The organism is Vibrio sp. T3Y01, from assembly GCF_013114525.1.
Taxonomy (GTDB): domain Bacteria; phylum Pseudomonadota; class Gammaproteobacteria; order Enterobacterales; family Vibrionaceae; genus Vibrio; species Vibrio chagasii_B.
This window is the reverse complement of sequence record NZ_VTXJ01000002.1, coordinates 175,393-195,489: the sequence shown is the minus strand read 5'-3', so window position 1 is coordinate 195,489 and position 20,097 is coordinate 175,393. Positions and strand designations below refer to the sequence as shown.

General features: G+C 45.6%; 13 protein-coding genes. 3 read left to right on the top strand and 10 right to left on the bottom strand.

Features of this window, described 5'->3' with window-relative positions; genetic code table 11:
- Nucleotides 1-297 precede the first annotated feature (297 nt).
- Nucleotides 298-1,968: a DUF342 domain-containing protein gene (locus F0232_RS03360; protein ID WP_105058619.1), complete on the top strand. Its 1,671-nt coding sequence runs from the start codon at nucleotides 298-300 to the stop codon at nucleotides 1,966-1,968.
- Between the two features lie 52 nt (nucleotides 1,969-2,020).
- On the opposite strand, the gene F0232_RS03355 is transcribed toward F0232_RS03360, so the two are convergent.
- The 7 genes from F0232_RS03355 to F0232_RS03325 form a co-directional block, all read right to left on the bottom strand.
- Entirely contained in the window at nucleotides 2,021-3,769 is a 1,749-nt protein-coding gene (locus F0232_RS03355) for an SgrR family transcriptional regulator (protein ID WP_105058618.1), read from the bottom strand.
- A gap of 158 nt (nucleotides 3,770-3,927) precedes the next feature.
- Nucleotides 3,928-6,042, bottom strand: coding sequence for a type I secretion system permease/ATPase (locus F0232_RS03350; RefSeq protein WP_105058617.1), 2,115 nt, complete (start codon nucleotides 6,040-6,042; stop codon nucleotides 3,928-3,930).
- An 18-nt stretch (nucleotides 6,043-6,060) separates the two neighbouring features.
- Complete coding sequence (locus F0232_RS03345) at nucleotides 6,061-7,971, bottom strand: LapD/MoxY N-terminal periplasmic domain-containing protein (protein ID WP_105058616.1); 1,911 nt, start codon at nucleotides 7,969-7,971, stop codon at nucleotides 6,061-6,063.
- A gap of 5 nt (nucleotides 7,972-7,976) precedes the next feature.
- Complete coding sequence (locus F0232_RS03340) at nucleotides 7,977-8,645, bottom strand: transglutaminase-like cysteine peptidase (protein WP_061031924.1); 669 nt, start codon at nucleotides 8,643-8,645, stop codon at nucleotides 7,977-7,979.
- A 59-nt stretch (nucleotides 8,646-8,704) separates the two neighbouring features.
- Nucleotides 8,705-10,096 (bottom strand): HlyD family type I secretion periplasmic adaptor subunit, encoded by a 1,392-nt coding sequence (locus F0232_RS03335; protein WP_008217986.1) that lies wholly within the window; start codon nucleotides 10,094-10,096, stop codon nucleotides 8,705-8,707.
- 112 nt (nucleotides 10,097-10,208) lie between these two features.
- On the bottom strand, nucleotides 10,209-11,522 hold the full coding sequence (locus F0232_RS03330) for a sigma-54 dependent transcriptional regulator (RefSeq protein WP_105058615.1): 1,314 nt from the start codon (nucleotides 11,520-11,522) through the stop codon (nucleotides 10,209-10,211).
- Nucleotides 11,523-11,575: 53 nt separating this feature from the next.
- Nucleotides 11,576-13,447 (bottom strand): ATP-binding protein, encoded by a 1,872-nt coding sequence (locus F0232_RS03325; RefSeq protein ID WP_105058614.1) that lies wholly within the window; start codon nucleotides 13,445-13,447, stop codon nucleotides 11,576-11,578.
- 167 nt (nucleotides 13,448-13,614) lie between these two features.
- Here F0232_RS03325 and pdxH point away from each other — a divergent pair, with 167 nt between their 5' ends.
- Nucleotides 13,615-14,250: a pyridoxamine 5'-phosphate oxidase gene (gene pdxH, locus F0232_RS03320; protein WP_008217992.1), complete on the top strand. Its 636-nt coding sequence runs from the start codon at nucleotides 13,615-13,617 to the stop codon at nucleotides 14,248-14,250.
- A 127-nt stretch (nucleotides 14,251-14,377) separates the two neighbouring features.
- Here the strand turns inward: pdxH and F0232_RS03315 are convergent, their stop codons facing one another.
- The 3 genes from F0232_RS03315 to F0232_RS03305 form a co-directional block, all read right to left on the bottom strand.
- Entirely contained in the window at nucleotides 14,378-15,127 is a 750-nt protein-coding gene (locus F0232_RS03315; RefSeq protein ID WP_061031927.1) for a helix-turn-helix transcriptional regulator, read from the bottom strand.
- Between the two features lie 409 nt (nucleotides 15,128-15,536).
- Nucleotides 15,537-17,369, bottom strand: a complete 1,833-nt coding sequence (locus F0232_RS03310) for a formylglycine-generating enzyme family protein (protein ID WP_105058613.1) — start codon at nucleotides 17,367-17,369, stop codon at nucleotides 15,537-15,539.
- A 166-nt stretch (nucleotides 17,370-17,535) separates the two neighbouring features.
- Complete coding sequence (locus F0232_RS03305; RefSeq protein WP_061031929.1) at nucleotides 17,536-18,639, bottom strand: PEGA domain-containing protein; 1,104 nt, start codon at nucleotides 18,637-18,639, stop codon at nucleotides 17,536-17,538.
- A gap of 482 nt (nucleotides 18,640-19,121) precedes the next feature.
- Between F0232_RS03305 and F0232_RS03300 the strand changes: the two genes are divergently transcribed.
- Nucleotides 19,122-19,946, top strand: coding sequence for an AraC family transcriptional regulator (locus F0232_RS03300; protein WP_017071242.1), 825 nt, complete (start codon nucleotides 19,122-19,124; stop codon nucleotides 19,944-19,946).
- The last annotated feature ends 151 nt before the right edge of the window (nucleotides 19,947-20,097 follow it).

Below are 20,097 nucleotides of genomic sequence, written 5' to 3'. Positions count from 1 at the left end.
TCTTATCTTCTAGCCACAAAGCCCATTTCCGATTTCATTGTCTCCGTTTCTTGTCGAGCTAAGGTAAGTTGCCACGTTAGCGAAGTGTAAAACTTCAAATTACAACGTTCAGAGAATAACGCTTTGTATCGGTAAAGGTGAGGCAAATCATAAAATGGGTAAGTCTTAATTATGAGTCATCTTTGCAATAACGAAAGTAAGTGATGTGACGCTGATTATTATAATGTGACGATTCTAAGCTCAGATTGATTTATATAGACTGAATAACAACTGAGTCATTAGGGATACTCAATTCGAATGTGGGATAACATCGTTACACTGTCGGAAGATAAGCAACAAGTGATGGCACGTCTGCCGTCAGGGTTTGTGGTCGACGCAAGCTTTGACAATAAGACACTGCCACCAGCCTTGGAAGCGATAGACGCATCAAGCTATTTTCTTTTAGAAGAAGAAGTGCTGCGTTTTGTCTCTCTTGCTAAAGAAGGTAAAGGGGAAGCTTACGAAGGGGTTCTGCTTGCTGAAGTTCGTGATGCCAGTGTAGAGGTGCAATTATCAGATGACGAGATGTTAGCGAGTCTTGTTGTCACAGGTCCATACCGCGGAAACCCACTGCGTGGTAGTGACATCATTCATTGCCTTGCTCAGGCCCATATCACGAAGGGGATTAACAAGTTAGCTCTAAGAAAAGTCTTGATGATGAGCAGTAAACTTAGGCCTGGTGAAAAGTTTACTCAACCTGTCGCCAAAGGTACTCAGCCGGTCAGGGGCAAGGACGCTAAGTTTGCAGCACTTGTAGAAGACATTACACGCCAAGTTCTTAAGCCCCGTAGTAAAGACGAAGGCAAGATTGATATGCGGGATTTGGGAGAAACCATCACCGTTGGATTGAATGATCAACTGATGAAGCGTACTCCCGCGACCAAAGGCGTCGCTGGCTTTACGGTCCAAGGTCGAGTCATCCCACCAATCCCTGGACAAGACAGTTTAATCAAGCCTGGCAAAGGCACTTACATTTCTCCAGACGATCCCAATCTATTACTCGCTTCCCACCCTGGTTTACCCATCATTAAAGATCGCACCATCGAAGTCGATGATGCTCTGTGTGTCAGTAATGTCGATGTCACGACTGGGCACGTAAAGTTTAAAGGTAATGTGTTTGTCTCTGGCAACATTGAACCAGGAATGGTTGTGAAAGCCACGGGCAGCATTACCGTCGGCGGCTTTATTGAATCAGCAGAAGTTCAGGCTCAAGGTGATATTAAAGTTGCGAAAGGTATTATCGGCCACACAACCAAAGAGGGAGAGCCGAAAAGCTGTAAGGTATTTAGCAAAGGCTCTATCACGGCAAGCTATGCCCAAAACGCCGAGTTACAGACAGCGAGCGATATTCGCCTTGGTGTACACAGTATGAGTAATGAAATTCGCTGTGGTAACAACCTTATCGTGATGGACTCTCTCAAGAAGCACGGCACACTCAGTGGCGGTGAAGCGAAAGTCGGTGGTAAGGTGGAGTGCGTTTTCTTGGGCGTTGAGGGGGATACTGCAACTAAGGTTCATGGTTTTGCTCGCTATGATGGATACCGACAGAAGATTGTTGAACTCAAGGAAATCTACAGACACGCGCAAGAACAGACAATGGACGTGATTCGCCAAGAGCTCGAGTTTAAGAAATTACCTAAAGCAGAGCGAAGTGAAGAACAAGCGTTACAAATAGAGCAGCAGCGCGAGAAGAACAATCACGCCATAGAAAGTACTAAACAAAAGCTGGATACTCTGGAAGCGGAATTTGAAACGAACCTTGCGGAGTGTACAGTCGAAGCACACGAAAAGGTTTATACACGAGTCACCGTGCAGTTTGGTGATGAAACTGTGACGACCAAGCGCACCCATGGGGGAAGCGTGTTTTCCTTCAATCAATACGAGATTCAATGTTCCTTTAAGATGGAACAAGAAGACATTTCACTATAAAAGGCGCCAGTGTGCGGCGCCTCTATCAAAACATCCTCATCGCAACAGTTCTTTAATCAGAAGACCACACCGAACGAATATCTGGCCATCCCCAATTAGTGAGTGCGACATCTTCTAAGACACCTTGAAAGCGTAATGTTTGCGTGTGATGAAACATTGGGGCAATCCAGTACTCACTGACTAACGTTGAGGCGATCGGTTCTAGCGCTGTTAGGTAATCTTCTAACGGAGTGCTCGCTCTTAGATTTTCTAATTGTTGATCAAGCCAGTTGGCATTTGTCTCTCCTAGAGTGTGGTACAGCACGTTATTGCAGTAGAAATTAGAAAACGCTGAAGCATGACGGTTATCGTCTAAATTGATATTCGTTAAGATCAGTGTCTCATCGAGTGTGCCGCTGTTCGCTTTTTCACTCAACTCCCGATAGGAGTACATCACCATTTCAACCACACAGTTGTGCTCGGCAAGTACTGAAGAAATAGCCCGAGCGCATCGGCGCAGCGCTGTGTAGTTGTATCCAGCAATGGTAATGGTTTTTGGTAGCCCGCTGAATTCACCAAATGGGCGTAAAACGGGGTTCCAAACAGGTAATAAGTTGTTGGCAACGACACTGCCGTAATGAATCTTCTCTTTCTGGAATACTTCGAGCAGTCGCTGCGGTTGGATCAATTCCGTAATACAACAGCGTTGGGCACGTGTTAACGGATGCTTTGCATGATGGTTGAATAACGCGAACAAGCAGCCGTCTTCAGTGCGACTGTGTTGACTTGAGTGAGTCGCATTGGGTGTTTGTATTGAGACTTCAATACCGCTTGTCGTTTCAGATACTTGGATCGGTGCATTACTGGATAGCGACGGGTTCTCCATTTTTTCGTCGTTGACACTCCAAATCGTGACTAAGTCGACTAACATGCGACACGAATAGTAGCCATCGAACGCTTGCAACTTAAGTCTGTTTTTATCGTGTTCGATCACCGAAAATGGCCCACTACCAATCACCGAATTATTGTTTGCCATGTTCACTTGGCTCGGCGGCTGAATACCGTATTTGACTCCGGATATAAGGCCTGCAAACCCTTGATCTGGCTTGCTTAGTGTAAATACCACTTTCAGTGGATGTGGGGCGCTGATGTCGCTGACATGCGCGAGCTCTTTTTGATAACAGGGAAGGGCACAGAGTTTAGCAAAGAGACTCACAATGGTATCAGCGTCAATTGGCTCGTCGTTGTGGAACGTAAGCCCAGGACGAAGGTGGAATGTCCATTGATAGCTCGCTTCGTCATAGCGCCAGTGGTGAGCGAGTTCTGGTTTGATAACGCCATTGTCATGGCTGGATACCAAGCAGCAATACACCTGACGCAAGAAGAAGCGCTCGCTACAGCGGTGTAATTGGTGGGGCACAATGCGCTCGAACATGCGCTTGTATGTGAGTTGGATACTTACACGGCCTTCCTGAACAGAAGCCCCTGACGTGGTTTTCAGCAGGCGGCCAAACGTTGCTTCGTCTTCATCAACAATAGCCAAAGCTTTCTCATACTTGCCTTGTTGGATTCTCTCTAGAGCAAGGCTCTCTTTGAGTGCGCCTAATTCGATATTTAACAGTAGCGAAGATCGTTGGTTTCGGCCGGCTTTAGGTAGCCAGGTTAACCACGCTAGTTCTTGCATTTGTGATAACAGGTTGCGAGCATGTCGAGGAGAAGTACACAGTAAATCAGCCACTTCCTGAACTGTGGTTTTCATTTCGCTACCGACACCCATGGGTGCGATTCGCTGATAATACCTAAGCAGGTTGAGATTAGACACCAAGAGCCCTTTGTTAATGGATAGCCTGGTATTTTACTCAACTTAACTTCGAGAAAATAAGAAAATGTTCAGTTACTTTGTTCCCCTTTTGTCACGGTTTAAGGGAATAAAAAAGGGGAGCATTCGCTCCCCTTTGGTGATTGTGTTGATGACAGGCTTTAGCTAACTGCTCTTACGCGACCTTGTTTTAGATCGGACAGCACCTTCGCTTTCGGACCATCAGCAATTATGCTGCCTTTCTCCATCACGATGACTCGGTCTACAACATCTAACATCGAGGTTTTGTGAGTGATAAGGATCAGCGTTTCGCTTGGTAACAGTTGGTTAAGCTGGTGCTTGATGTGCATTTCTGAACGGTTATCCATTGCACTGGTTGGCTCATCCATTAGCAACACCGGAGGACGGCCTAAGAAAGCTCTGGCAATCGCAATTGACTGGCGTTGACCACCAGAAAGCAAACCACCACCTTCACCCACTTGGCGCTCTAGGCCTGCAGGATCTTGCTGAGTAAAGGCTGTCACACCCGCACGGTTCGCTGCATCCATCACATCACGATCGTCCACCAAAGGGCGGCCTAGAGTAATGTTATCTCTGACTGAACCATAGAATAGGTTACTGTCTTGCGGTACACAGCCTATATTACGTCGTACGTCGACATGGTGAAGTTGCTCCATATCGGTGTCATCAATGCGTACATGGCCTTCTGTGGGCTTATAGAGGCCCATAATCAGGCGTTCTAGGGTAGTTTTACCTGAACCAATACGACCGATGATCGCCACCTTCTCGCCGGGTGTGATGGTCAGGCTGAGATCTCGCACTGAAGCGACGGGGGAATCAGGGTAGTGGAAAGTCACTTTATCTAGCGCAATATGACCTTGGATGATTGGTCGGTGAATGTAGCGCTTACCTTCCTCCTGCTCATCAGGCATCGACATCACTTGTTCAATCAGCGTCATTGAAGATTTGGCTTGGTTGTAACGTGTAGAAAGCAGCGACAATTGAACAAGAGGACCAATCGCACGGCCGCTCAACATGGTTGCAGCGATCAAACCACCCATTGTCAGTTCGCCTTCAGCAATTAGATACACACCAAAAATGATCATCCCTACATTGGTACTCTGCTGAACAAAGCCTGCGGTGTTTTGGATGCTGTCGGTAATGCGTCGGCTTTTAATATTCCAGTTCGCCATGTGAGCAACGGCTTCTTCCCAACGGAATTGGAACTGGCTCTGTGCGCTGAATAGTTTAACGGTTTCTAGGCCCGCCAAACTTTCAATCAAGTTTGCGTATTTCTGAGAGGCTAGGCGTGAACCTTCTTCAATGGTGCGACGCAATGGACCTTGAATCAGCAACGCGTAGATGATCAGAATCACCACACCAGCGACTGGAACAAACACTAAGTTACCCGCCATTAACCAGATTAAGGCGAGGAACATGATGGCGAAGGGTAAGTCGATCAGAGAACCAATCGTAGCTGAGGTAAAGAACTCTCGAATTGACTCAAACTCTTGCAAGTTCTTCGCGAAGGCACCAACTGAAGCTGGTTTTGCTTCCATACGGATGCCAAGTACCTTGCTGAACAATTTAGATGAAATCAGGATATCAGATTTTTTCCCCGCGACGTCGATGAAGTAGCTACGCATCAATTTTAAGAGTAAATCGAACAGGAAGACTACGAAGATACCGCTCGCTAATACCCACAAGGTTTCAAATGCGAGGTTGGGTACTACTTTGTCGTACACCAAACGCGTAAACATCGGCGCGGCAATCGCGAAAATATTGATAAGAATTGATGCGATCAAAACATCACGATAGATGTTTTTCGATTCCCAAATGGTGCTCCAAAACCAGTGACCTTTGCGTGTTTTCAGGACTTCTGGTGAGCGCTCGTCATAGCGGAACTGCTTTTTAACTAAGAAGTAGCGGCCAATGAACTGCTCTTTAAGTTCGGCAACAGGAATGATGATTGGCACCATTCCACTCTCAGCTGTGATGATTTCAGCTTCTTGTTTTTCAAGGTCGATGCTGTTGAGCACACACGCTTCGCCCTGCTTTAGCAATAATACCGCCGGCAAAATTAGGTGTGGGATGTTATCTAAGTCGGAACGGTTTTCTTTTGCCACTAGCCCCGCACGTTCTGCCGAACGTGGGAACAGGAAAGGGGTTAGCTTTCCGTCTGATAGTGGCAACCCATTGACCAACGCCTCAGGCGAGTTCGCTAATCCGTAATATCGGCTAACGTAGATCAATGAGTTCAATAGTGGATCTTGCATGCGATATAACCCTTACAACTATTTATCAACAATGAAGCCTTGGAACACTTCTACGTAGTTATCAGACAAGATATCTAACTGAGTCTGAGTTTCGATTCGAGATGCGATGGTGGTGACACCAAGGTTATGAGCCGTTCGTGAAATCGACGTGAGCGTGAATTTCTGCTTCTCATCGTCCAAGTTATGCGTGAACAGGTAATCTAGCTTCACGTAGCTAGGACGGTACTCGTTGATGTAGTCCAGTGATTGGAAGTTACGTCCGTAGTTATCGACACCAAACATGGCTTCAGCATTACGAATGGTGTTACACAATAGTGCCGTGTAGTGCGGAACGTTGATGAAACAGTTTTCTGGGATCTCAAAGTGCAGCAGGTGAGCAAGTGAAGCGTTTTGCTCAAGCGTTTTACCAATCCAACGGATAAAGCTTGGCTGAGAAATACTGCTTGGTGAGATATTGATTGCGATTGGGCTGGTCACCTCTTGTGCTGTTAGCTTCTCAATCATCTTCTCGATAACGTATTGGTCGAGAATGTGGCTCATTTCAAGCTGTTCTAGTGCGTATAGGTACTGGTTGGCACCGTAACGAATGCCATCTTTCTCAATCGCAGAGAACACCTCTTGGTGATAGGTTTTGCCAAACGCATTGTTTGCAGCTTGTAGGCGGAATGTGACTAGGTCATTGATGATCGCCTCTTCAACCAACATACGCCACTGTTGTTTACCCATTACTGCGCCGTGGTCGTCAGCAGTGACGTAGCCGTAAGCGAGTTCACGGTTCGCTTTAGCACTAGACAGCGCGTTATCGACCAGTGACATGATTTCGGTGCTGGTTTTACGTTTGTTGCTGTGTGTTACACCCAATGCAATGTGTGGGTTTGCCATGCCTGTTGGATCTGAGCCTAGGCTTTGAATACAGTTTACGATGCTGCTTGCAACCAGTTTAAGTTCGCTTTCATCAATGTTCGGCATAATGAAACCAAACTCGTCACTAGAAATACGTGCGATGGTGATATCTGGCGATGAGATGGAAGCTTGCAGTTGTTCTGCCAATTGATGCACTAACGCATCACCTTCTTGGTAACCTTTCTCGTCGTACTCTTCACTGATAAATTCCGCTTTCAGTACTGCAAGACCACCTAAACTCGACTCTTCTAACCACTGATTTAATTGCGACATGTAGTAAGCGCGATTACCCAGCTGAGAAACCGGGTCAATGTACGCTCTTTCGCGCAGTTTCTGGGCTTCTTTCGCTTGGTTTTTAAAGGCTTGTTCAACTTGAGTCGACATGTGATTGATGCCATCAACCACCAAGATCAGATCTTTTGTTTTAGGACGTGTTAATGGCTCACCGAATTGGTTCTTAGCGATCTGATCCATTTTGGTGATGATCATCGATAGTGGGCGTAGTGCTCGCTTAAGGATCCATGAAATCGAGATCAAGCCGAGTAAAAAGATCACACCAAAGATGCTTAATAAGCGGGTAAAGGCTTGCCACAGTTGATCATAGGCCGGACCCGGATGGCTGACGATCTCTACCTCAGCAAGTTGCATCCAGCCGCTGGTGATCACTCGGCGATCATGAACGGGTTCAAATAGGTTGAGATTGGTAAACCAATGGGGCACGCCCGAAGGCTTTACAGGGTATGAACGGATGATGTCTTCACCGCTGTCGAGAAAAATTAATCGTACGACCGAGTAAGAACTGCCATCAAACAGAGCGTTGATAACAGACTCTACCGATACCTTGTCCTTTTCTTCAAGGTAAGGGGCAAGAGCCAGTCCAACAGTATTAATGGTATTACTTACCTCAGAGCGTTGCTGCTCCTCTAAGTATCCACGAGTAGTATTGAATTCGATCATAAAGACTGACGTCATCAGTAATATGAACACCGCAACCATCCCGACCACAAGCTGTTTATATAAAGTCATTGTACCTACTCATCGTAATTGATAATGGGTTTGTTTAATTTTAGAGAGCGCTCACGGGAACGTAAGTCGTTCCATAAGCTCAATCTTGAAGATTTCCCTGCTAGCTTGCCGCTGCCTGCTGCCGACTTGATTAACCAAAGGTTTTTACCGTTGAAACTGTAAATTGGTCGTAGGTCAGGGCGCTTAGAACCGCGCTTTATCTCAGGGTTTAAATTATCCAAAATTAGTGGCTCTGCACTCGGTGTGGAGTAGTAAGCCAACACCATGTGGAATTGGTTTAGTTCCAGTGCTTTTACGTACACTAATCGCAATTTCTTATCTGGAACGCCTAGTTCAAGCAGAGAGAAGTATTTGGCAATGGTGAAGTCTTCACAGTCGCCTGCGTTACTGCCTAAAAATTCCAGCGGGGTCGCCCAGTAGTCGTTTTTTCCCCACAGAATGCTGTCGTCGACAAAGTACATCTGATTGAAGAACTGATTAACTGACGTGAGTTTCTCTTTTTCGCTTAAACCATCGTATGACGTCATATTTGAACGCCAGGTTGCCACGCGTTTTCCGGCTCTCTCACCGTAGGTCTGCGTGACCGCATCGATCCACCTTTGGTCGTTCTTATTGAGAGCGACAGAAGTAAAAGAGGTGAGGACGAGCAGTAACAGCGATATTCGAGACTTCATAGCCTCAGCTCTTGTTGGTTCACTATGTATTGAAAGGCATTGTTAACCATCAAACGTCCTTACTCTTTCAGTGCGTTGTTTTGTGCACTGAGGATAGGTTTCAACATGTACTCAAGTACGGTTCTTTTACCCGTGATGATATCGACCGAGGCTGTCATACCTGGAATGATTGGCAGCTCTTCGTTTTGTCCAAAATTATGTTTCTCGGTACGTACACGCACGATGTAAAAGCTGTTGCCTTCTTCATCTTGTGTCGTATCGGCGCTGATGTGTTCCAACACGCCTTCTAAGCCACCATATTTAGTGAAATCATAAGCACTGAACTTAACAATGGCGGTCAGTTCTGGGCGCAGGAATGCGATGTCTTGTGGGGCAATTTTTGCTTCAACCAGCAAGGAGTCTTCGGTCGGTACAATCTCAACGATGTCCATACCTGGCTGGATTACACCACCCACGGTATTGATACCTAACGTTTTAACGGTGCCGGTTACTGGAGAAACGACAACTGTACGGTTTACTCTGTCTTCGAGGCCAACCGCAGATTCAGTCAGTGCCGAGAGTTTATCTTGTGCTTGGTTGAGCTTTTCTTGCTGTTCAGAGCGGAAGTTGAGCGCCGCATCGATACGGCTGAGCATGGCTTCTTTGATTGCAGAGCGTAGCAGAGGGATTTTAAGCTCACTTGAGGTCATTTCTCGGCGAGTATCGTTGACTTGTCGTTGCAGCTTAAGCAATTCAATTCTTGGTACCACGCCTTCGTCGGCAAGCGGTTTGGTGATGTCCAGTTCTTGGCGAGCAAATTGGTAACTCTGCTTTAGGTTTCGCACACGCGCTTTGATCTCGACAAGGTCTTGTTGTTTCTGTTCAACTTGTTGATCAAAAACGGAAAGTTGGTTTTTAAGGTTGTTTAAATCTTGGCGGTATTCTGCTTTTTGACGATTGACCAGATCAGGTTGAACCTCGTAGAACTTAGGCGGGAAAGCGAGTTTTCCATAATCAAGAGTGACACTTTTCTTCCACTCCTTTTCGTTAAAGTCTTCATTGATTACTACGCTGGTTAACGATGCGGAGAGCATCAATACGTTGGCGGTTAAGTTGGCAACTTGCTGCTCACGCTCACGGAAGTCAGAACGGAATCGAGTGTCATCGATCAATAGCAGTTGCTGGCCTTTTTGAACCTGCTGACCTTCTTTCACCAAGATCTCTTTAACTAAACCACCTTCAAGGTTTTGCACAACTTGGATCTGGGAAGAGGGGATCACTTTGCCCTGCCCGACAGTAACTTTGTCGATCTCCGCCCAAGCGGACCACCCAATAGCAGCAATAAAGAACAGAACGATCATCCACAACATGATACGCGCACTGGTCGGCGTATTGAGTAGTAGTGCCGCGGTTTTATCGTCGACGTACTCAAGTTCGGTTTCGTTCAATTTACTGAAATTCTTCTGGCTCATAACAGTCCTTGTTTGCTGAATAAAAGTGCAAGCCTATTGAGTGTATTCTTACTTTTGATAAATGTTAAGAAATTGCTCCTTTAAATATTTGAATTTATATATTTTTTAACTCTTATCTGTTTTTGAAATCTGTTTTGTCGAGTTGGTGCTTTCTTAGCTTGTCATAGAGGGTTTTCCTCGACACTTGCAGCTCTTGTTGTACGTCTTTTAAGCGCCCTTGATGGCGATGCAGTGCTTCTATCAAGAGGATTTGTTCAAAGCTGTCGGTACGTTGGCTTAATGACTGTTGTTGTTCTTCAATATTGACGTCTAGCGAACCGTCATCCGCTTGTTCTGGATTGTCTGCTTGACCTGACTCTTGATCGTCGAGTGCTGGTTGCTTCACCTGAGTTAGCACGCGCAGCTCGGCATGTTGACGAAGCTGGCGAATGTTGTCGCCCCAGTGAGTGGCTATCAAGCGTTGAATCTCTTTTTCTGTGATTACCGGCGGAGGCAACTGATAACGACTTGCCGCACCTCGAGCAAAGTGTTTGAACAAAGACCCGATATCTTCCGTTCTTTGTGCTAATGGTAATAGATTAAATCGACGCAGCTCATTTATAATTGTAGTCGGTACTACTGTAGTTGCGACAATGATACAAGTTGCATTGGTCTTGCATGAGTTTTCACGAAGTAGAGTCGGTTTTAGAGCCGCTAACCACTGCCATTGTTGTGAAGTTAATGCTTCTGTTTCATGAATATAGAGCGTTCCACCTTGATGCTTTTGAAATAATTGAAGCACGAATTGGTGAAATGTCGATTCGTCATTGCGCGGTAAATTAAATGCAGCAATCGGACAAAGCTCCGCTGTTGGTTGGCTGTGTAAATCGTGGGTGTACTGCGCAGTGATGCGTTTGCCTGTTCCTATATCACCAACAAACAATAACAGTGGGTTCTGTTTGCAATCTAAGGTGATTAATTCGCGGCGTAATGTCTGCATTGATTGAGACTGACCAATCAGTTTTGGGCCAACCTGATTCTGCATCGCGAGCTCTTTTCTAAGCAGGTTGTTTTCTTCAACCAAGGCGAGCTTATCTGCTGCTTTTCTTACTGCGGTAAGCAGGGCATCAACCACAAATGGTTTTTCTAGAAAATCATAAGCACCGGACTTCATCGCTGAAACGGCGGTTTGCACATCGCCGTGTCCAGTCAGTACGATGATTTGAAAATTCGGATTTTGACTCAACAGCTTTTGCGTAAATTGAATGCCATCCATCACTGGCATGTGAATATCGGTGATCACAATGCCTGCTTGCGTGATATTAATCTGCTTGAGAGCCTCAATCGCATTAGGAAAGCAGACAATGTCGATACCTTCAATGAGCATGGCTTGTTCTACTGAGTCGCGAATTGCGGGTTCATCATCGACAAAGTAGAGTTTAGGCATAGAGTGCAAGTGTTGAGTCCTTAATGTTGAAGAAAGCTATTAATAACAATCCTTTAGCCTTTGTCTTGGTACAGTGGAATATTCAGAGAGAATACCATGCCTGAAGGCTCGAGCTGGCTTGCGCTGATCGTGCCGTGATAGGCTTCAATGATTCGCTTCGATATCGAAAGCCCGAGCCCTAATCCTTCAGGCTTAGTGGTAAAAAACGGGTCGAACAAATGTTCCAGTTTGTCACTGGCGATACCAATCCCGTTATCCCAAATGATCAGTTGGCAGGCATCATTATTATTAAGCTGCCACTCTACGCCTATTTGAGGAATGGTCGGTTGCTTCCCTTCTTGAGTTTCCAAGTCGTTTTGAAGTGCTACTTGTTGCGAAAGTGCTTGTGTCGCATTGTGCATCAGATTAACCAACACTTGCTCAAGCTCGGTTGGGTGAATCGCGATATTAATGTCATCTGGCACGGTACTTAACCTTAGGGTGATGCCTTGTTTGATCATCAGCGCGCTGAGAATGCTGGTGGCATTGTTGATCGCTTGATGCAGATTCGCCACATGATGTTCTTGCTTGGTTACCTTGCGCGTAAATACCTTAAGGCGTGCAATGATCTCGGTAATCGAAGTGTTTAGCGCGATCATTTTATCCAGATTGCTTTTTACTAAGTCTGAGCGTCCCATCTCAAGCAGCTTGACGCTGTTTTCGCTATAGGTTCTAAGCGCAGCAAGTGGTTGATTGATTTCATGATTAATACTGGCTGACAGCTCACCCAGCACGGCTAACTTAGCGGTTTGCGTTAGCTCTTGCTCTGTCTGTTTTAACTTCAATTGAGACTCTTGATATTGAAAGAGTGTCTGTTGAAGTTGTTGATTGGATTGCTTTAGATATTGAGTTCGCTTATCTACGGTTTGCTCTAGGTTCTGATTGAGTTCAGTCAGTGCCACTTTCGCGAGGTAGGTTTGGCGCCACGACCAAGCAATCAGCATGACTAAGCTGTAAATCACAATGAAGATAACGTCGATCTGCAGCACCTTGAGCAGTTCGGATCTTGTGTCCTTGATAGCCACAACTTGGTACTGGTTGTCACTGGTAGCGGCAGGGTACAGGTTAAAATTTCCAAGTTTAAATAACTGGTTTGCAGTGAGCGCTTTGCTTGCATCGGTTGTTTGGCTCGAAGAGTTAAACGCATCAATGATCGAAATTTTGTTTTGACCGTATTGGCGTTGCGCTGCGATATCTTGCTGTTGTTGTTCCGTTAATGGTAGCAATGAGTGATAAAGCCAAGGTACCTGACTAGAGAGAAACACCACTTGGTTGGAATCAAGCACCACAATCTCAAAGTCGTCGCTAGTTAGAATGTTTTCTAGGTTTTCTAAGCTTACTTTCACCGTGATGACGCCTACGATGTCATCGTCGATATAAAGTGGTGAAGATAAGAAATAGCCTCGCACATCAGAGCGAGCGCCGAGTGCGACATATTGGGTTTTATGGCCTTTTATTGCAGAGGCAAAGTAGGGGCGAAACGCGAAGTTTTCGCCAACGAAAGTCCGAGGCTTTCGATAGTTACTTGATGCAACCACTGTGCCGCTCGGATCGTGGATATAGATGGTATCGGCTTGGCTTTGCCCCGACCACTCGAATAACAAGGTGTTGAGTTCAGCTGTGGAGATTTTGTCGCTCTTTGGTGATTCATCAAAGTAAGACAGCAGGCGTGGGTCGTGGCTGAGCAAGTCAGGTATTTGTTTGAACTTATCCAATTCAGAATCGATCTGGAGGTTGGCTTTGTTCGCCGCTTCATTGAGTTGTTGTGTGACAACTTGCTCTTGGTATTGACCGGCCAAAAAGTGAGTAGCAGTTAGCCCTGCCGTTCCCAGTATCAATGAGAAAAATACAAAAGGCGTGATCAGGTTAGACAGTTTTTTAGACACGAGAAACTCAAGTTACAATCAGTTTACATATAGACTATCAATATGACGGTTAGCGTACCGAGATCTCGTTAACACAGAGCACCTTCAATGAGACAAAACCAAGGCTTAGACTTGTGTTTCAAAGGATTACAGAGCAGAATCACAAAAAAATTAAAAGGAGCAACCAAATGGAACTGACAGACATTCGTCGTGAATACGCTCAGGGTGGATTGAGACGTAAAGACTTAGCCGCAGACCCAATTGACCAATTTAACCTTTGGTTAGAGCAAGCGATTGAAGCTAAGTTGATGGATCCGACGGCAATGACAGTGGCGACGGTTGATGAAAATGGACAGCCATTCCAACGTATTGTTTTGCTGAAGAATGTTGATAAAGATGGTTTCGTTTTTTACACCAACCTAGGTAGCCGCAAAGCGCAGCAACTTGAGCATAACAGCAAGATCAGTTTGCACTTCCCTTGGCATCCGTTAGAGCGACAAGTTCATATTACTGGTACCGCTGAAAAGCTGACGGCGATGGAAAACATGAAGTACTTCTCGTCTCGTCCAAAAGAGAGCCAATTGGCAGCTATCGCAAGTAAGCAGAGTAGCCGTATCTCTGCACGTGGCATCTTAGAAGGCAAGTATCTAGAGCTTAAACAGAAGTTTGCGAAAGGCGAGATTCCGGTTCCTTCTTTCTGGGGTGGTTTCCGAGTGCGCGTCGATAGCATTGAATTTTGGCAAGGTGGTGAGCACCGTCTGCATGATCGCTTCTTGTTCTCACGCCAAGACAACAGCTGGGACATTGATCGCCTAGCGCCATAGTTTGAGTCTGTTGGACTCAGCAGTAAAGACAGTAAAATTAGGAAGATACCGTTGATCTTGTGTTCATCCACATCAACGGTATTTTTTTGTCTGTCTTTTTATCTCTATGGGCGCTGTGAGTCGTTAATCAGTCGCTGTGTAGAACCACTGAGATCTGTTTCTTGAGTAAGGTTTCAGGAATCACAGAGCCTAATCCTGAATCCAATGCATACTCGATTAACTGACTCTTACTACGTGCATCGAACTTTTGCTTTAGTCTAGCGACATGCCCCTCGACCGTCTTGATTGAGATGTTCAATGTCAATGCAATGTATTGAGGCTTCTTACCGAAAAGCAGTAAGAACAGTACCTCTGATTCACGTGAGGTCAGTTTCTTTTGCAGTTTAGACACTCGCGGAGTTGAGCCTGCGATTGATGCTTGATTGTCTTTGGCGCAAGTTGCCTGACACACCCAGTGACCCACTTCTAAAATCGCTGTGTCTGTGAGTTCTTGCCCATAGAAGATAGTGCCTTGCACGTTGTCGTTGTCATCAAGCCAAGGCGTTTTGGTGAAGATATGGGCGTGCCAGCGTCCATCCGGGTAGGGGTGAATATCAAGGATTTTAAGCGTCGAGCGCGTTTCCATTACATGCTTGTCTTGCGCTCTAAAGTCTTGTGCGCATTCGATGGTTTGGCTCGGCATATCGAAGTCCGTCAAGCCGGTACAACTCTCGCCCGGCTTCAAACCGATCAATTGGTTGTAAGCGAGGTTTGCGTATACGAAAACAGAGTCAGTATCTTTACAGCCCCAGCAGCCTGGAAGTTGTTCGAATAAAGAACGATGTATGGGGTTTAGTGGTTCTGGCAAGGTTTTCTCTCGTGTGTTTCGATGTTGCAATGATATCAGTTTACTATTGCTCTGCAATGGCAATTACAGGTTGGAGTACGTGTAGAAAAGGCTGGGTGAGTTTTCGTTAATCAAAGTGCTGAATAACTGCGTGATTCACGGATGATAGGTCGGCGAACTGCGTGTTCAATAGGCAAAAAAAAGCCAGCCTGAAGAGGGGCTGGCCAAAGACAAGTTATGCCTTGTCGACATGTAGAAGATTTTCAGCTTAATTTACGAGGGTCAGGTAAATTAAGCTGAGGCATCAGTTAGATACCCAGAGTGACTTACTACTCTATCGACGAATTTACTCCTAGGCGTACCTATGCATAAGGGGGGAATTCCCCTATAAACACGATTCAATGCGATAAATGAGAGCCTAGAGTAAATATTTTAAAGTAATGGGCGAGCTATCGAGAGCTTACAGCTCTCGTAACACTCTAAAGCCGAGGTAGTTGGCTGCTGTTGAAGGCGCAACGTATAGCTCGTTAAATGCTTTGGCCTCTTCAGGAGAGAAGCTCCACGCGCCACCTTTGGCTAGGCCCTTTTGAACGGTTGTCCACTCCCATACATTGCCGACCATGTCGTAGAAGCCCGTTGGTGTTGGCATGAATGATTTAACAGGAGACGTACTGACGTTTGACCAAGGTGTACCAGCCCAGCCTGTATTAGCTTTACCTGTGCGGAATTCGTTACCCCACCAGAAGTTGGTGTCTTGGCCTGCTCTTGCTGCGGCCTCCCACTCTTGTGGTGTGGGAAGGCGATAGGTGAAGCCAGTGCTCTCAGATAACCAGCGAGTGTAGGCTTGAGCATCGTTTTGGCTTACACAAACCACCGGAGAGTTGTCAGCTTGTTTGAAGCCCGGTTTTTGCCAGTCATTGTCGGAGACTGAAGTAATCTCGGCATTAGCGAAGGTGTCGCAGGTGTTCATTAGCTCAGCATCTGTCTGATAGCCAGTACTCTTAACGAACGCTCTAAAATCTTGCACACGTGTCGGGGTCGCGGCTAATGCAAATGGCTGTTTTATCGTTACTTGCTTGGCACTGTTCTCACCCAGCAGGTAGCGACCAGAGCCGACCACAATCATTTCAGGGCTCTGAGTATTATCTTCCATCGGGTCCGCAAACTTGGTACCGACGTTTAACGTGTTTTGTTTGGCTTGTAATACCGCTCTTAGGTTGTGATCGCGAGTTATTTTTAGCTCTTGGTGGAAAGAAAGGTAACCTTCTTTCTCGATCGTCACCATGTGTGGGCCGGTTGGTAACATGATTTCAACAGGGGTGCTGCCGTAGTTAACGCCGTTGATTAACACTTTGTCGTTGTACTGATTTGAGCGAACCACTAAGTTGACCCAAGCGACCTCTTTTTGCTGGTCGTTGGCTTGTTGATCGGTTTGCGTGAAACAGTTAGACGATTGAATACCAAGTAGGCGGCAAGGTGTATTCTTATCCGGGCGAGTTTCTAGATTCGCAGCAATCACAGCTCTGTATCGGTTATCTTCTGAGAAACCAGAGGAAGTCACCTTGTGTTGTAGCACGTGGATATTCAGTGATGTCGATGCCAAGTGTTGTTTGACAGTTTTCGATTCTGTCGTGTTATCAACGAGGTTGTGTTGGAACTGTTTTACTGCTTTTTGAAGCGCTAGGGTCACTGTTTGATCAGAACATTGGGCTAATGTCATGTCGCTGCTGCAGCGATTGGTAAAGCTGACCGTTTGCTCTTGTGTTTGGGTGATCTCGTTTCTGAGTCGTTCAGCTCTTGCTCTCAGCTTGTCTTGCTCTAGCTGTGCGATGGCTGTTTCTGTCGCTCTTTTCTCGGCTTGGATAGCTTCAAGCTCCATAGCTAAACCTTGCTGCTTCTGTTCTGAGTCAGAAATCGCAAGTTTGCCTTCTTTCACGGTTTTCCATGCGTCTTGGAAGTGATTTTGAGCCGTCGAGATATCGAAGTCTGGCTCATCAATCATGCGCGTGTAATCCTGCTCTAGGCTTGCTTTGGCCGCTGCGAGTTTTTGTTCTGCTTCCACAGATAGTTTAGCGAGACGTGCCGTTTGCTGCGCTTGGTTATCGACTTGGTTTTGTTTGTCTACGACTTTCTTTTCGATAGCCGTTAACTCGGCGTGCTTTTCGAAAAGCGAACTTTCAAGATCAGTAACAGAGGCGGCCGTGATTGCTGGTGGTGTTGCTTCAGCAAAAACAGCAGGTGTCATTAAGCAGGGTGCAAGTGCAAATAATAGAGTGGGTAAACCTTGGCGCATGATGGGCTACTTCAATCGTAATTTAGGTTAATCGACTATTCTAAACGACAACGCCATTTCGTCTGCAGCTACTGTTTATAAAAATCAACAGTTTATAACTATCAACAAAATGGCGAGTGTTCATTCAGCTTTGTGAAATCGGTATGGCGATCTTCTACTGAGGGAATTAGCTTTCTTTGCTAGGAAGAAGCTTAACCCAGATAGTGTCGCTGCCGTTGATGGTAACTGTGCGGTTGTATGACTCGTAACCTTGCTTAGAGATAGTTACTTGATGACGACCGCTTGGTAGCGCTACCTCAAGAGGTGTGCTGCCATACTTAATACCGTTGATGGTCACAGAGTCGTTGTATTGGTCAGAACGCACGGTTACGTTTGCCCATTTCTTGTCGCTCTTTTTAACTGCAGCCGCATCGCTGCCAGTTAAACAGTAGCGTGTTGAAACGTTCAATAGGTTACATGCGGCAACCGCTTCAGGTTTTGCTTGCAGTTGAGCTTGCATCTGCATGAAGTAAGAGTTGTTGCCAGAGAAACCGCTCTTGATTGGCTGGCTGTCCTGAACGTGGATGTTCAGCTGAACCCCTTGCAAGTTCTGCTTCGCCAGAGTGCTTTCTGTGAGCTGCTCAAGTAACTGGCTCTTGAACGTTTGCACCGCTTTTTGGTTCGTTAGGTATTTACCTTGAGCTGTACACTCACCAAGGGTCATTGTGGATTCACATGTGGTGGTGTAGCTGGTTTCCAAAACTGCACTTTCACGCAGTTCTGTTGCGATACGTTTTACGCGAGCTTCAACTTTTGACTCTCTCAGGCTTGCCAGCTCATTGTTCATTCGAGCTTGCTTCTGTTTGATCTGAGAAAGGTGAATCTCACCCTCATTCATCGCTTGTTGATTGTCTAACTGAGCCGATTGATTTTCTTTAACTGCAGCCCATGCATCTTGGTAGCTTTTTTGAAAAGAGACCAGGTCCGTTTCTGGGTCTTCAAGTAGACGACTGTACTGTTTGTCTAGTACAGACTTGGCTCTGTTACGTTTTGCCTTAAGTTCTTCACCTTCGCGCAACAACTTACTGTTTGTGTTCTGTAGTTGTTTTAGGTTCTCAGTCGCCGATACTTTGGTTGCTGAAATACGCTCAATATCTGAGTTTTTCTCTGTTATTTTTGCATCGATGGCTGAAACGGGATCGACTTGATTCAGTTCTTCAGCTGATACCGATGCAGATACCCAAAGTGGGGATAGCGCAAGTAAAAGCGCTGAAATTCGAAAGTTAGTCATAGGTCCCTGCAACTTATAGATTGAAATTGGCTCATTGATAATGTGTCTGCTTTCTAGTTGTGAGTCACTAGTTATTAGCAATTAACACAGTATCCGTCTTTATACCGTTTTATTGTATTTCAATCTACTCAAATGCCGCGTTTCGGTACTTTGGATACACTTTTTATAAGTTTTATGCGAATTGTTTGAGCTATATAAGCAAATGTTTTAGTGATGCTCTGATGATTAATTTCTCATTTATGAGTCATCTTGGTTGAGTGAATCGTGAGGTTGAGATTTATAAAAAAGCACCGAAAATATTGATTTTACATAGGCCGTAGTTTGTACACTCTTGATCATCTTTCCGGAGGCATGATCAAGATGATCGCGATAATGATCTTTTCATTCTCGCGAGCAAATAACTCTCATGAGCATTTACAAATTCATCTTATGCGCATTTAAGAGTATTATTCTTACTATGTTGACCCGAGTATTTTTCTGTCATGTCTAAACCTTTACCCTTTCCTAACCTAGACCTTTCTCCGCTAGGCCTTACTGGCCCTCGTCCTGCTGAGATTATCACTTTGCCATCGCATATGGATTGCCACGATCACCATTATTCTCAGGTGGTGATTGGTTTAAAAGGTCAGGCGGAATTTGAAGTGAGTGGTAAGGGGAATCTTGTTGGCCCAGGACAAGGTTGTGTGGTGACAGCGAGCTCTGATCATGCTTTCGGTGGTGTGGTCGGTCAGTCCGACATTTTGGTGCTTAACATGCCCGTGCCCAGTGACGACGACCCGCTGATGCTAGAGAAGATTAATCAGCTCGAGTCTTCGAACGTCTATTTCCAATTAGATGCGCAAATTCAAAAGCTTATTCATATGCTGGTACAAGAGATGCAGGCGAGTCCTGATGATCTGTTGTTAAGCCGAGCCTGCAATGACACGGTGATCGCCTTAATGCAAAGGCACATCTCGGCATTTGAAACGTCAGTGAAGGATTCGCGCTTCGATCTTGAAGCGCTTGATCGTTACATCGAGCAACATTTAGCAAGTAAGATTTCAGTCGCGCAACTTGCAGGTAGCGTGTTCTTAGGCGAAAGCCAATTCCATATGTTGTTTAAAGAGCAAATGGGCATTACTCCTCACCAGTATGTACTAGGTAAGCGAATCGACCGTGCTCGACGTCTTATTGAACAAGGGAATTTAAGCCTTGGTCAGGTCGCAGAACTTGCTGGATTCTCCGGTCAATCCTCTTTTACCCACACATTTTCACGCCTTCAAGGCATGTCACCATCTCAATACAAAAAGCAAATTTCTGTTAAATAGTGAAACGAAACGGCATATTATATTAAAGTTTCATATGTGACATTGTGTTTGTTTTGTTAATAAAGCGAGTTTTTAGCAAAAAACTCGGAGTTTTTGACAAGTATTCCTTATATACTCTAAATACACTGCAGCCATTGTAGAGATCCCGGGC